The 14,482-nt window shown below is 52.6% G+C and carries 12 protein-coding genes; 5 read left to right on the top strand and 7 right to left on the bottom strand.

Features of this window, described 5'->3' with window-relative positions; all coding sequences use genetic code 11:
- Positions 1-88: 88 nt before the first annotated feature.
- Together metC and HV334_RS03215 are read right to left on the bottom strand one after the other, a co-directional pair.
- Positions 89-1,279, bottom strand: coding sequence for a cystathionine beta-lyase (metC, locus tag HV334_RS03220; protein WP_049282575.1), 1,191 nt, complete (start codon positions 1,277-1,279; stop codon positions 89-91).
- A 30-nt stretch (positions 1,280-1,309) separates the two neighbouring features.
- Entirely contained in the window at positions 1,310-2,542 is a 1,233-nt protein-coding gene (locus HV334_RS03215; RefSeq protein WP_003019196.1) for a dicarboxylate/amino acid:cation symporter, read from the bottom strand.
- A gap of 219 nt (positions 2,543-2,761) precedes the next feature.
- Here HV334_RS03215 and HV334_RS03210 point away from each other — a divergent pair, with 219 nt between their 5' ends.
- The 4 genes from HV334_RS03210 to HV334_RS03195 all read left to right on the top strand — a co-directional run bounded on the left by HV334_RS03210 (position 2,762) and on the right by HV334_RS03195 (position 6,921).
- Positions 2,762-3,688, top strand: a complete 927-nt coding sequence (locus HV334_RS03210; protein ID WP_016151563.1) for a LysR family transcriptional regulator — start codon at positions 2,762-2,764, stop codon at positions 3,686-3,688.
- Between the two features lie 75 nt (positions 3,689-3,763).
- Positions 3,764-5,044 carry a DUF445 domain-containing protein gene (locus HV334_RS03205; RefSeq protein ID WP_181221170.1) on the top strand — a complete coding sequence of 427 codons (1,281 nt, stop codon included), beginning with the start codon at positions 3,764-3,766 and terminating at the stop codon, positions 5,042-5,044.
- 97 nt (positions 5,045-5,141) lie between these two features.
- Positions 5,142-6,329 (top strand): MFS transporter, encoded by a 1,188-nt coding sequence (locus HV334_RS03200; protein WP_181221169.1) that lies wholly within the window; start codon positions 5,142-5,144, stop codon positions 6,327-6,329.
- Positions 6,330-6,519: 190 nt separating this feature from the next.
- Entirely contained in the window at positions 6,520-6,921 is a 402-nt protein-coding gene (locus HV334_RS03195; protein WP_131405567.1) for a hypothetical protein, read from the top strand.
- A gap of 197 nt (positions 6,922-7,118) precedes the next feature.
- Here HV334_RS03195 and HV334_RS03190 read toward each other — a convergent pair whose 3' ends face one another.
- The 5 genes from HV334_RS03190 to uxuA all read right to left on the bottom strand — a co-directional run bounded on the left by HV334_RS03190 (position 7,119) and on the right by uxuA (position 12,837).
- Positions 7,119-8,099, bottom strand: a complete 981-nt coding sequence (locus HV334_RS03190) for an IS5-like element ISKpn26 family transposase (RefSeq protein ID WP_020899206.1) — start codon at positions 8,097-8,099, stop codon at positions 7,119-7,121.
- Between the two features lie 147 nt (positions 8,100-8,246).
- Positions 8,247-8,456, bottom strand: a complete 210-nt coding sequence (locus HV334_RS03185; protein WP_016151558.1) for a hypothetical protein — start codon at positions 8,454-8,456, stop codon at positions 8,247-8,249.
- Between the two features lie 647 nt (positions 8,457-9,103).
- Complete coding sequence (gene uxuR, locus HV334_RS03180) at positions 9,104-9,877, bottom strand: Uxu operon transcriptional regulator (RefSeq protein WP_029139754.1); 774 nt, start codon at positions 9,875-9,877, stop codon at positions 9,104-9,106.
- A 221-nt stretch (positions 9,878-10,098) separates the two neighbouring features.
- Entirely contained in the window at positions 10,099-11,574 is a 1,476-nt protein-coding gene (locus HV334_RS03175) for a fructuronate reductase (RefSeq protein ID WP_181221168.1), read from the bottom strand.
- Between the two features lie 78 nt (positions 11,575-11,652).
- Positions 11,653-12,837 (bottom strand): mannonate dehydratase, encoded by a 1,185-nt coding sequence (gene uxuA, locus HV334_RS03170; RefSeq protein ID WP_016151555.1) that lies wholly within the window; start codon positions 12,835-12,837, stop codon positions 11,653-11,655.
- A gap of 260 nt (positions 12,838-13,097) precedes the next feature.
- Here uxuA and gntP point away from each other — a divergent pair, with 260 nt between their 5' ends.
- Positions 13,098-14,441: a gluconate permease GntP gene (gntP, locus tag HV334_RS03165; RefSeq protein WP_047500807.1), complete on the top strand. Its 1,344-nt coding sequence runs from the start codon at positions 13,098-13,100 to the stop codon at positions 14,439-14,441.
- Positions 14,442-14,482: the final 41 nt, after the last annotated feature.

The raw sequence follows: 14,482 nt of genomic DNA, 5'->3' as shown, positions 1-14,482 counted from the left end.
CCGGATGGCACTGACGCTTATCCGGCCTATGTCGTAGTGATAGGCCGGATAAGGCGCCTGCGCCGCATCCGGCAACCATCACATTATCTTAAGCAATGCGCGCAAACCCTGCTTCCAGATCGGCAATCAGGTCGCCAATATCCTCAAGGCCAATATGCACCCTGACCAGGGTGCCGCTGAAATCCACCTCTCCGGCTGGGCGAATGCTGTTCAGCTCTTCTGGCTGATTCGCCAGAATAAGCGACTCAAATCCGCCCCACGAATAGGCCATATGGAACAGCGAGAAGTTATCGAGGAAATTCGCCATCTGCTCGTCGGTCAGTCTCTTTTTCAGCACAAACGAGAACAGGCCTGAGCTTCCGGCAAAGTCACGCTGAAAATACTCGTGCCCCGGGCATTCCGGTAATGCCGGATGATTCACCCGCGCCACTTCCGGCCTTGCCGACAGCCAGCGGGCAATATGGATGCTGCTCTCCTGATGCTGCTTAAGACGTACCGCCAGGGTGCGCAATCCACGGCTGCCGTTGTAGGCCGTATCGGCATCCAGCGTTTGTCCCATCAAATAGGAGTTCTCGCGTAGACGATCCCAACAACGCGCGTTGGACACCGCCGTGCCCAGCATGCCGTCCGAATGACCGATGGTGTACTTCGTTCCCGCCTGAATGGAAATATCCACGCCATATTCCAGCGCTTTGAACAGCACACCCGCCGCCCAGGTGTTGTCGATCATAATGACAATCTCCGGATTAACCGCGCGGATAGCTTTCACCATCCCCGGTACATCCTGGACTTCCATGGTGATCGAACTTGGCGATTCGAGGAATACAACTTTCGTTTCCGGACGCAGAAGATCAACGATACCAGCACCAATCAACGGATCGTAATACGTTGTTTCCACATTGAATTTACTCAGGATCTTATTGCAAAAATCCTGGGTTGGCTCGTAGGCCGCGCCCGTCATCAAAATATGATCGCCACCCTGAACAAACGCCAGAATCGCATTGGTCACCGCCGCAGCGCCGCACGGGTAAAGCGCGCAGCCAACGCCGCCTTCCAGTTCGCTCATTGCCTTCTGGAAGGCAAAGTGGGTGTAGGTTCCGCGACGACCGTAAAACAGCTCGCCATTTGCGCGATTGGCGGTGGCAAATTTTTTGTCTTTCACGGTATCAAACACCAGCGAAGAGGCGCGCTGGATAACCGGATTCACCGCTCCCTGGGTGTAGCGTTTGTCGCGACCCGCAACAACCAATTGCGTCTCAAGCTTCATTACGTCTTTCATAACATCTCCTGTTCTTAATCCGTGTGAAACCTATACCACCGCAGCAGTAGAGTTTATTTCAGTGTTGGTCTGCTTTTTTCCAGCGAACCGTTCAACAATCTGCGCCGCATTCAAATCATGGATAACGTTAATCAGTGTGGCAGGCGCATCGGTAATCGTGCCCAGCACTACCAACATCGGGATCGCTTCCATTGGCAGGCCCAGCGTAGTGACGATAAAGATTTCACCGAGGAATGCCCCGCCCGGTACGCCGCCGACGATAATGGCGGAGAGCACCGCAATCAGCATGGTCAGGAAGAAGGTCTCGGTGGTGAACTCCATGCCCAGCACGGAATAGATAAAGACAATTTTCAGCGCGGCAATCATCGCCACGCCACCTTTGTTCAGGTTAACCAGTAGCGGAATGGAGACATCAACGATTTCCGGGTTAATCCCCATCGCCTTACCGGCACGCAGCGTTACCGGGAGAGTCCCCAGCGAAGAGCAGGTTCCCAGCGCAGTCGCAGACGGTTCAATCGCATTACGCCAGAAAGCTTTGACCGCCGGAATCCCGCCGCCAATATACGAATAGAGAATCGAGCCAAAAACAAAGTAGACCAGCGTGGCCACCATGAACAGGCCGATGGCGCGAGCAAAGGTCAGCAGCAGTGCAGAGTCCTGACTGGCCATAGTGGCAGCGAAATAGCAGCCCAGGCCAATCGGTGCGACCTTCATAATGATCGAAACGATCTTCATGATCACGGTATTGGCATCTTCCAGCAACGACGCAATACGCTTACCGGCCTGATCCGATTGACCAATCGCCACACCAGCAATAATCGCCATCACAATCAGCGCCAGAATATTGGACTTAGAAAACAGTCCGATAAAGTCGCTGGTCGTGATCATGCTGACAAAATCCATCTTACCGCTGCCCGCCTGCACCGACTGCGAAAGATCGATAGTGACGCCCTGCGCCGGGTTATACCATAGCGCCAGCGCAACGATCCCGGCGGCCGGAATAAAGGCCATCGCGATCGAAACAATAAAGATAATCGCCATAATGCGCCCCAGCCTTTTCAGGTCGGTCATACTGGCGATCGAAGACATGACGCTGATCCCCACCAGCGGCACAATAATCATAAATAGCAGATTTAAGAATATCTGGCCGATTGGCTGGAGTTTACTTGCAAACGAGGGGGCATAAATACCTAATAAGCCGCCAATCACCAGAGCAACTAATAAAATAATCGACGATCTGTAGGGTTCGAGTCGTGACCACATAATCGGTACCTTTAGAATAATATTTAATGAGATTAAATTCACAATGTGATGAGTTTCCGTTTCGCCTCCTTTTATTTTGTGACGTAACTCACCTAAGTTGTTATTTTTTCATTTTGCCAGCAAGTTGTTTCCTGTGATTCAATAGTTGCATGTTTAAAACGCGAATGTAACGGCCTATTCGTACCGTTTTTGCAAATCACTTGTGAATAAAAGGAAACTATGAGTACGCCGATTTCACTCAAGCATCTGGAGTTTTTCATTAAAATCGTCGACTGCGGAGGATTGTCAGAAGCCGCGGCGCAGCTCAACGTCTCGCCATCTGCGGTCAGCAAAAGCCTGGCGGCAATGGAAGATACGTTAGGCACGACATTAATTAAACGTACCACCCGCAGTATTACCCTGACCGATGCCGGGCAATATCTCTTTAACCGCGCCAATAAGCTTTTGAAAGAATTCGATGAAACGCTGAATACCACCTCCGGTTATTACCACAGCCCGCAGGGTGAATTACGCATAACCTGCTCAATTGCGTTTGGTTATTCCCGGCTGGTGAACCTGGTGGATAAATATCGTTCCCAGTTCCCAGATGTGAATCTGTATATCGATCTCAACGATAACTTCGTGAATCTGAACGAAACAGATTTCGACATCGCCCTGCGAATCTCCACCGCACCACCGCAGAACTACGCAATGCGCAAGCTGGTGCCTGTCCGCTGGGCGTACTGCGCCTCACCCGGCTACCTTGCCAAAAAAGGCATGCCCCAGCGTCGTAGCGATCTGGTCAATCATGATTGCCTGGTTTACCCAGGTCTCACGCCAGTGCTGAAGGTGGCGGATGAACAGGATCGTCTGCATCAGTTAAAACTGCATATGCCTATCCAGGCCAACAGCAGTCTGGTATTGCTGAAATCGGTGTTAGAAGATCAGGGAGTGGCGTATTTGCCCACCTATCTGATTGGCGATCATATTCAAAAAGAAGAGATAACGCCGCTGATGCTCGACGGCACCATCACCTGCGAAACCCACGCTCTGTATGCGCTCTATTTTCCCAGTAAGTACAGCAATCCGAAGGTGCGATCGTTTATCGATTTTCTGGTGGCGGAACTCGGCCCCTTACCCGCCTGGGACAACTGGATCCCGGAGTAAGCTTTGCTCGTCTGAAAATGGGAGGCGCTCCACATTTTTTGCGCGATCCCCCCGTCTGGCTCTATCCTTAAGCCTATGAATAAAATTGCTGAACTCAAACGCGCCAAGCGACTGGCGCTCTCATTGCTGCTGATTGCCGCCGCTACCTTCGTCATCACGCTGTTTCTGCCGCCTAACTTCTGGGTGCTCGGGATCAAAGCGATCGCCGAAGCGGCGATGGTCGGCGCGCTGGCGGACTGGTTCGCCGTGGTGGCGCTTTTTCGTCGGGTACCAATCCCGTTCATCTCGCAACATACGGCGATTATCCCGCGCAATAAGGATCGGATCGGGGAGAATCTCGGTCAGTTTGTGCAGGAAAAATTTCTCGACACCCAGTCCCTGATCGCCCTGATCCGCCGCCATGAACCGGCGTTGTTGATCGGTAACTGGTTCAGCCAGCCGGAAAACGCCCAGCGAATTGGCCAGCATCTGCTGCAAATAATGAGCGGTTTTCTCGAACTCACCGACGACGCCCGCATTCAGCGGCTGATCAAGCGGGCGGTGCACAAAGCCATCGACAAGGTCGATCTCTCCGGTACCAGCGCGCTGATGCTGGAAAGCATGACCAAAAACAATCGCCATCAGGTGTTGCTCGACACATTGATCGCCCAACTTATCGCCCTGCTCCAGCGCGACAGCTCGCGGGCGTTTATCGCCCGACAGATCGTGCACTGGCTGGAGACCGAGCATCCGCTGAAAGCGAAGATCCTGCCGACTGAATGGCTGGGCGAGCACAGCGCCGAACTGGTGTCTGATGCCGTTAATTCCTTACTGGATGACATCAGCCACGATCGGGCGCATCAGATCCGCCACGCCTTCGATCGCGCCACGTTTAAGCTAATCGATAAGCTCAAACACGATCCGGAGATGGCCGCGCGGGCCGAAAGCATGAAAAACTATCTGAAGGAAGACGAAGCCTTCAACCGTTATCTTGGCGAACTGTGGGCAGACCTGCGCCAGTGGGTGAAAACCGACATTAACGCTGACGATTCGCGCGTGAAGCAGCGCATCGCCAGCGCCGGACAGTGGTTCGGCGAAACACTGGTTGCCGACAGCGCCCTGCGCGCCTCACTGAATGGGCATCTGGAGCAGGCCGCGTATAAAGTTGCGCCGGAGTTCGCCACCTTCCTGACGCGCCACATCAGCGACACGGTGAAAAGCTGGGATGCGCGCGATATGTCGCAGCAAATTGAGCTAAACATCGGCAAAGATTTACAGTTTATCCGCATCAACGGCACGCTGGTCGGCGGTTCTATTGGGCTGGTGTTATATCTGTTGTCGCAAATTCCTTCCCTGCTGACGCTGGCGAATTTTTAAGGAGAAAGTAAAACGCCTATTTTTATTTTACTTTTCATTATCATTTGCACATGTAATATAACAATTATCAACCTAACAGCGTGAAATGAGAGTCCGTATGTCCGAGGGAAGCCCCGATTCAAATCGTCATGCCATCAGCGTCGCGCTCTTTGGCATGCTGGTCTTAACGCTGGGCATGGGAATTGGGCGCTTTCTGTATACGCCGATGCTCCCGGTACTGCTGTCGGAAGGTCAGTTTACGTTTGACCAGCTCTCCTGGATTGCCAGCGCCAACTACGCCGGATATCTGGCGGGAAGCCTGCTCTTCTCCTTCGGGCTCTTCCATCTTCCCTCACGTTTACGCCCGATGTTGTTAACTTCTGCGCTCGCTACCGCAGGATTGATTCTGGCAATGGCAAGCGTTAAGCAGCCCACGCTGGTGATGCTGATCCGTTTTCTGGCAGGCGTCGCCAGTGCCGGTATGATGATCTTTGGTTCGATGATCGTCCTGCATCATACCCGGCATCCCTTCGTGATCGCCGCATTGTTCTCCGGCGTTGGCGCAGGCATTTTGCTGGGCAATGAATATGTCATCAGCGGTCTGCATTTTGCGCTGTCATCGCACACGCTCTGGCTGGGGGCAGCGGCAGCCTCCGCGCTGTTCTTTGTGCTACTCGTTATGCTCCTGCCATCTCGCGACCATGCGCTCCCCGCCGCCACACCGGTAAAAACAGAGCATCAGCCTATGTCCTGGTGGCTGCTGGCGCTACTGTATGGGTTGGCCGGATTTGGCTACATCATTGTCGCTACATACCTGCCACTGATGGCGAAAAGTGCCGGGTCGCCGCTGCTGACGGCCCATCTCTGGTCGTTGGTCGGCATATCGATTATTCCGGGTTGTTTCGCCTGGCTGTGGGCTGCCCGACGCTGGGGGGTGTTGCAATGCCTGACGGCGAATTTACTGATCCAAAGCGGCTGCGTGGTCATGACGCTCGCCAGCGACTCCTTGCCGCTGCTGGTGATAAGCAGCGTGGGTTTTGGCGCAACGTTTATGGGGACCACTTCGCTGGTCATGCCGCTCGCCCGTCAACTTAGCGTACCGCGCAATATTAATCTGCTGGGCCTGGTCACCCTGACTTACGGCATTGGGCAAATACTCGGGCCGCTCTTAACCAGCCTGCTGGGAAGCGGCGCTCAAGCGATCGTTAACGCCACGCTATGCGGTGCCGTCGCCTTGTTTATTGCGGCACTCATCAGCCTCGCACAATTATACAAACAGCGTTTCGCCTCCCCCAAAAGGGTATAATCGACAACCTTATAAACAGGTATCTTAGGATTAGTCCGCAATCAAATGTCAACATTTAATAAACCACAAATAATCGGCAATTACCCGCCAGACAATTTATAATCCCCGGCTGTTCATTTATAAACTCAATTTAAAATGCGTAAAAATGGACATATTAACTCAGCATCAACACTATCTTCGGGAAAAGTACATGTCATGGTTTAAAAAAATACTACTGGGGTTAATTATTTTGGTGGGTTTAATTGGCACGCTAAAGGATTATAAAGACTTTGGCCTGTTTGGCGCGTTAGGATTGTTTCTTATATTCCTGTTAACAACAACATTTTTATGGCAATGGGCCTCTGGCAGGTTACCAGAGATAACCCAGCTTCAGGCCGTATTTATTTTACTGGCCAGCGCGGTAGCCTCAATTTTTGTTATCAATATGGCAATTGCCGGTAATTTGCATGTGGATTTAATGGAGATCATGTACGTTACCATTACGCATAATCCACTTTTTTACCTGATTCTCTGCGTGGTCGCATGGGTAAAAGTGGGCATCTGGCAATGGCTGTTTAGCGGTGGACAGGTCAAAGAGAGTCAGCCAGTTTAAACACGGCAGAGCTAAAAAAGGCGTCTTAACTAAGACGCCTTTTATGCTAGGGAAGGTGCGAATAAGTAGGTCATTTCTTCCCAAGCTGACTCGCTGATTAAAATTTCGCGGATCTGGGCCGATTTTTTTCCCGCAAACACATCGAATCAGCCTATTTAGGCTATTTTTTCCACCATTTCTGGCGTTATTTCCGGTTTTTACTGAGATCTCTCCCACTGACGTATCATTTGGTCCACCCGAAACAGGTTGGCCAGGGTGAATAACATCGCCAGTTGGTTATCGTTTTTCAGCAGCCCCTTGTATCTGGCTTTCACGAAGCCGAACTGCCGCTTGATGATGCGAAACGGGTGCTCCCCCCTGGCACGGATGCTGGCTTTCATGTATTCGATGTTGATGGCCGTTTTGTTCTTGCGCGGATGCTGCTTCAAGGTTTTTACCCTGCCGGGACGCTCGGCGATCAGCCAGTCCACATCCACCTCGGCCAGCTCCTCGCGCTGTGGCGCTCCTTGGTAGCCGGCATCGGCTGAGACAAATTGCTCCTCTCCATGAAGCAGATTACCCAGCTGATTGAGGTCATGCTCGTTGGCCGCGGTGGTGACTAGGCTGTGGGTCAGGCCACTCTTGGCATCGACACCAATGTGGGCCTTCATGCCAAAGTGCCACTGATTGCCTTTCTTGGTCTGATGCATCTCCGGATCGCGTTGCTGCTCTTTGTTCTTGGTAGAGCTGGGTGCCTCAATGATGGTGGCATCCACCAAAGTGCCTTGGGTCATCATGACGCCTGCTTCGGCCAGCCAGCGATTGATGGTCTTGAACAATTGACGGGCCAGTTGATGCTGCTCGAGCAGGTGGCGGAAATTCATGATGGTGGTGCGATCCGGCAGGGCGCTATCCAGGGATAATCGGGCAAACAGGCGCATGGAGGCGATTTCGTACAGGGCATCTTCCATGGCACCGTCGCTCAGGTTGTACCAATGCTGCATGCAGTGAATACGCAGCATGGTCTCCAGCGGATAGGGCCGTCGGCCATTGCCCGCCTTGGGATAAAACGGCTCGATGACAGCGGTCATATTCTGCCATGGCAGAATCTGCTCCATGCGGGAGAGGAAAATCTCTTTTCGGGTCTGACGGCGCTTAGTGCTGAATTCACTATCGGCGAAGGTGAGTTGATGGCTCATGATGTCCCTCTGGGATGCGCTCCGGATGAATATGATGATCTCATATCAGGAACTTGTTCGCACCTTCCCTAACACACCAATGAAGGTAATAATAAAGTGGCAAGACACATATCATTTTGGGTTAAATAAAACCCGAACAGAGAGTAATTACTTGGATTCTTCGTTTACGCTCTCATTAACAGAGCGATATAACATTATTGCTTCGGCAATAATATCTTGTTTACTTTTACGGGTTTCAAATGCCAGCGTACGAACATATTCCCACAGAGAGGTATCGACACGGGCACTTAAAAGAACCATATCTTTTGAACGGGTACCCCTGGCCTTTCTAATATCGGGGTAATCTCGAGAGGGCATTATCATCTCCTGAACGCAAACACGCTTATGGCGATGAAATATGCAGTCAGTGTAAAAACATGTCAACGGCAAAATACAGTGACAATAGTAATGAAACTGTTAATAACGGACAAAAAACTGGAACAGCATTTCAAATGAAAGATAACTTGATTATAGAATAATGTGTAATTTTAACTTTACATATATTCACTTTTATTCATTTGATTAAAAAAGCCAGAACTATTGACAATAAACATGACCTCAAATCAAAACATTATTACAGCCAATAAGTTACGTGCCGTTATTAATGTCTACATTTCCGTGAAGCGCCTGTTTTTATGCACTGTTATTCCGGGCTGCTTCGCTCTGACCACCGCGTAAATCAGTTTGATTCTCACTTAACACAGGCCCATTTTGTCTAAAAATAAGCACGGAAAGGTAAAAATAAGGTAAAGAATGCATTTTTTCGCATGCAAAAATAAGTTGTTTTTAATTGATATAAATCAATTTTCACCGCGTAACGACGGAGGAAAAATCATCATCTGAGGTGATGGAAACCTTTTTTTTACGTGACGTTCATGACGAGAAAAAGCGTTGTTATGCAATAAACTTTTGTGCTGAAAAGTGTCGCGCGGGCTGCAACAGCCCGCATGGGAGAGGAAGGAAAATCAGGCGTTAACTTTATCCAGCGGCCAGGAATCAAACAGATAACCATCAAAGTCGATGTCATCAACATTTGAAAACTCCAGCAGGCGCTGTTTGACGTTTTCCAGATGCTGCCACATTGCCAGCTTGGCTGCGCGGGCATCCTTTTTGATTAATGCCGCCAGGATCTGTTTGTGGTCCCCCATCCACTCTTTACGGTAATGGGTATCGTCAAGGTGGCTATGGAGCTGGATCCACATCGGGTTGTTTTCACGCCACTGCCATGACTGGCGAAACAGCTCCACCAGCATGCTGTTATGCGTGGCTTCGGCTATGGCGAGATGGAACTGCATGTCGCCGCTTTCAGAACCGTTCGCTTCGCTGGAGGCCAGCTCCCGCTCTTCCAGCTGTAACGCCTGGCGCATTTTAACGATATCTTCACGCGTAGCCTGCAGCGCGGCGAATTCGGCGATATTGCTTTCCAGCAGCTGTCGCGCCTGCAGCAGCTCAAACGGGCCCGCGTCATTGCAATGATTGACATCCGTACTGTCGATGGTCTGCGCATCTGCATTGTCGAGTACGTAGATCCCGGCGCCGCGACGCACGTCCACCAGACCTTTAATTTCCAGCATAATTAACGCTTCGCGAACCACCGTGCGAGTGACGTTGAGCATCTCAGCAATTTCACGTTCCGGCGGCAAACGCTCCCCGGGCTGGTACGGCGTCTGGACAATCAGATCGCGGATCATTGCACCCACTTCCTGGTAGGGTCTTTGTTGAGAAGTGTTCGATTTCATCGTGTTATGTCCGTCAGATGCGTCAATTCAGATCCGTAGGCCGGATAAGGCACATGCGCTGCCATCCGGCACCTGTGCCGTTGGCTGATGGCGACGCTGACGCATCTTATCAAGCCTACAAAAAACGTTTTTTCGCCTGAACTATAGCATTTGCGGGAAGCCAAAAACAGAAAACGGGTCAACCAAATCAGCATTTTGATTGACCCGTCATACTTCGGGGATTATGCGTCAGCGCCTAACGCCGCAACGCACTCGCGTGCACCGTGTTCACACAGCTGTTGATACGTCGCGATAATTGTCTCCACAAAATCAGCGTTTTCCGCCAGATCATGGCCAAAAATGCCGCTCAGCCCCAGCAGCGCCGTCACGCGTTCGGCCCCCTGGAACTGTTGGTTAATGCGCTGGAACTCAGCCAGCAAGGGGTCGACAACATCAATGGCCTGCCCCTGTTCATCCACGCCACGGGTGTAGCGCATCCAGCCCGCCACGCCCAGCGCCAGGTGACGCCAGTCGCTGGCGTTTTGCAGATGCAGACGCACCGGATCCAGCAGGCGCTGCGGCAATTTCTGGCTGCCGTCCATCGCAATCTGCCAGGTGCGGTGACGCAGTGATGGGTTGCTGAAACGCTCGATGAGCAGCGTCGCATAGGCGTTAAGATCGGTGCCTTCCGGCATCGACAGCGTCGGCGCTTGCTCCTGCATCATCAGCGCGAACGCCGCTTTGCGGTACGCCGGATTTGTCATGGTATCAGCGATAGTTTCATAACCGCCGAGATAGCCCAAATACGCGAGGAAAGAGTGGCTGCCGTTGAGCATACGCAGTTTCATCATTTCAAACGGCACCACATCGGCAACGAACTGTGCACCAACGTTGTCCCAGTCAGGGCGACCGTTGACAAAGTTATCTTCGATAACCCACTGACGGAATGGCTCACAGGCGATAGCACACGGATCGTACACGCCCAACTGGTCGGCAATCTCTTGCAACGTTTCTGGCGTCGCCGCCGGAACAATGCGGTCGACCATGGTGCACGGGAAAGTGGCGTTAGCCTCAATCCACTGCGCCAGCTGCGGGTCGCGCGCCTGCGCCAGACCCAGCACCGCGACTTTCGCCACATGACCATTTTCACGCACGTTATCGCAAGACATCACGGTAAAGGCCGCAAGCCCTTGCTCACGACGCAGATGCAGCGCCTGTACGATGTAACCAATCGCCGATTTCGGCGTGCCTGGATTCGCCAGATCGTGTTTAATCAGCGGGTTATTGAGATCTAACTGTCCGCTGGCAGCATCGGTGCAGTAGCCTTTTTCCGTGACCGTCAGCGAGACAATTGCCGTCTGCGGGCGCGCCATAGCCTGTAAAATACCATCACAGCCGTCAAGCTCCGGGTGCAACGCTTCTTTCATCGAGCCAATCACTTTCAGCACGGTGTTGTCCGCGCCTTTTTCCGCCACGGTATACAGCAGTTGCTGTTTGCGCAGGTTTTCAATCAGCACGCGGTCGTTACCCGGCATCAGGTTAACTTCACAGATCCCCCAGTCACTGTCGGTGGTTTCCAACAGATGATGGGTGTACAGCGCCTGGTGCGCGCGGTGAAATGCGCCGCATCCCAGGTGAACAATACGGGATTGCAGGCGCGAGCTGTCCCATGCAGGGCGAGCAACCGGCAGGTTGCTATTGGCAATTGTCGTTGTCATCGTGAACTCCAGAACCCGTTGAATGACCAACGGAAGAGAAAAGAAAAAGCCGGCCAGACAGGTGACCGGCAACTCGCTTTAGCGGCTAAAGAAAGCGCGCTGGATAGCCATCTCAACGCCACGCACTTCCGCCAGCCCTTTCAGGCGACCAATCGCGGAGTAGCCTGGGTTGGTTTTCTTTTTCAGATCGTCAAGCATCTGATGGCCGTGGTCCGGACGCATTGGGATCAGGTCCTCTTTACCCTCGGCTTTACGGCGCTGCTCTTCCTCAACGATCGCTTTCACGACTTCGTACATATCGACGTCGCCGTTAAGATGCGCCGCTTCATGGAAGGTTTTCGGGTTATCTTCACGCAGCGTGGAGCGCAGATGGGTGAAGTAAATGCGTGGGCCAAACTGTTTGATCATGTCGACCAGATCGTTGTCCGCCCGGACGCCGTAGGAGCCGGTGCACATGGTAAAACCGTTCGCCATGCTGTTGACCGTATCGACCATCCATTGCATATCTTCCACGGTGGAAACAATGCGCGGCAGGCCGAGGATTGGGCGCGGCGGATCGTCCGGGTGTACCGCCATCCGCACGCCCGCTTCTTCCGCCACAGGAATAATTGCTTTCAGGAAGACGGCAAAGTTCTCGCGCAGTGCGGCTTTATCGATATCTTTATAACGCGCAAGATGCTGGCGGAACTGGTCAAGCGTATAGCCCTCTTCCGCGCCCGGCAGACCGGCGATGATATTGCGGGTCAGACGCGCTTTGTCTTCATCGCTCATGGTGGCGAAGCGTTCATTCGCCTGAGCAATCTCTTCGGCGGTGTAATCCGCTTCCGCGCCCGAACGTTTGAGGATGTGCAGCTCAAAGGCGGCGAATTCAATCTGGTCAAAACGCAGCGCTTTGGAGCCGTCCGGCAGGACGTATTCCAGGTCGGTACGGGTCCAGTCGAGAACCGGCATGAAGTTGTAGCACACGGTACGAATGCCGCACTGGGCCAGGTTACGCAGGCTTTGCTGGTAGTTGGCGATCCACTGCTGATAGTTACCAGAACGGGTTTTAATGTCTTCGTGGATCGGTACGCTTTCGACGACCGACCAGACCAGGCCCGCCTGCTCAATAATGGCTTTGCGTTTTAGGATCTCATCAACCGTCCACACTTCCCCGTTCGGGATATGGTGCAAGGCGGTGACCACGCCCGTGGCACCCGCCTGACGTACATCCGCTAAGGTGACCGGATCGTTAGGACCATACCAGCGCCATGTCTGTTCCATCTTTTATTCCTCATTTACGTTATGGACTCGACGATATGGCACATAAATTCCTCCTTTTGGTATGACATGTCAACCTGAAGGAATTAATTGGTTAACCAAATCACGATTTTTGCTGATTAGATCGCCATTTTGCGGCCAGGAAGCGCAGTAAAGATGTAAACATGTAACGCAATGTGACATTCATCGCATCAATGGTTAACCAATACGGATAACATCTCAACCAAAGTCATAATAGTTCAACCAATAAAGGTAGACGTTATATGCATGTTCTCAATATTCTGTGGGTCGTATTCGGCATCGGTCTGATGCTGGTGCTCAATCTAAGATTCAAAATAAACTCGATGGTCGCCCTGCTGCTGGCGGCGCTCTCGGTCGGCATGCTGGCGGGTATGGACTTAATGGCGCTGCTGCACACCATGAAATCCGGCTTTGGCAGCACGCTGGGTGAGTTGGCGATTATCGTGGTATTCGGGGCAGTCATCGGTAAGCTGATGGTCGATTCCGGCGCGGCGCATCAGATTGCTCATACGCTGCTGGCGCGACTCGGTCTGCGCTATGTACAGCTGTCGGTGATCATTATTGGTCTGATTTTTGGCCTGGCGATGTTCTATGAAGTGGCGTTTATTATGCTGGCGCCGCTGGTGATCGTCATTGCCGCAGAAGCGAAGATCCCGTTCCTCAAGCTGGCGATTCCTGCCGTTGCCGCAGCCACCACCGCCCACTCTCTGTTCCCGCCGCAGCCAGGTCCGGTCGCGCTGGTTAACGCCTACGGCGCTGACATGGGTATGGTCTACATCTACGGTATTCTGGTGACTATTCCGAGCGTGATCTGCGCCGGGATTATCCTGCCGAAGTTCCTCGGCAACCTCGATCGCCCGACGCCGTCATTCATGAAGGCCGACGTACCGGTTGACCAGAACAATCTACCGTCTTTCGGCATCTCTATTCTGGTTCCGCTGATCCCGGCGATCATCATGATCTCCACCACCATCGCCAACATCTGGCTGGTGAAAGGAACGCAGGCGTGGGAAGTGGTCAACTTCTTAGGCTCCTCGCCAATTGCGATGTTTATCGCCATGATTGTCGCCTTCGTGCTGTTTGGTACCGCGCGTGGTCACGACATGCAGTGGGTGATGAACGCCTTTGAAAACGCGGTGAAAAGCATCGCCATGGTGATCCTGATCATCGGCGCGGGCGGCGTACTGAAGCAGACCATTATCGATACCGGCATCGGCGATACCATCGGCATGCTGATGTCGCACGGCAATATTTCTCCATACATCATGGCGTGGTTGATAACCGTGCTTATTCGTCTGGCAACCGGTCAGGGCGTGGTCTCAGCCATGACGGCGGCGGGGATTATCAGCGCAGCCATTCTCGACCCGGCAACCGGTCAACTGGTGGGCGTCGATCCGGCGTTGCTGGTACTGGCGACGGCGGCAGGCTCCAACACCCTGACCCATATCAACGATGCCTCGTTCTGGCTGTTCAAAGGCTACTTTGACCTGTCGGTGAAGGATACGCTGAAAACCTGGGGTCTGCTGGAGCTGGTGAACTCCGTGGTTGGTCTGATTATCGTGTTGATCATCAGCCTGATTGCATAACGTCGATACCGCTCTGGCCCGCAGCGCCAGAGCGGTTCTTC

The organism is Citrobacter sp. RHBSTW-00944 (assembly GCF_013615435.1).
In the GTDB taxonomy this organism is placed as follows: Bacteria; Pseudomonadota; Gammaproteobacteria; order Enterobacterales; family Enterobacteriaceae; genus Citrobacter; species Citrobacter braakii.
This window is presented reverse-complemented; position numbering and strand designations above follow the sequence as displayed.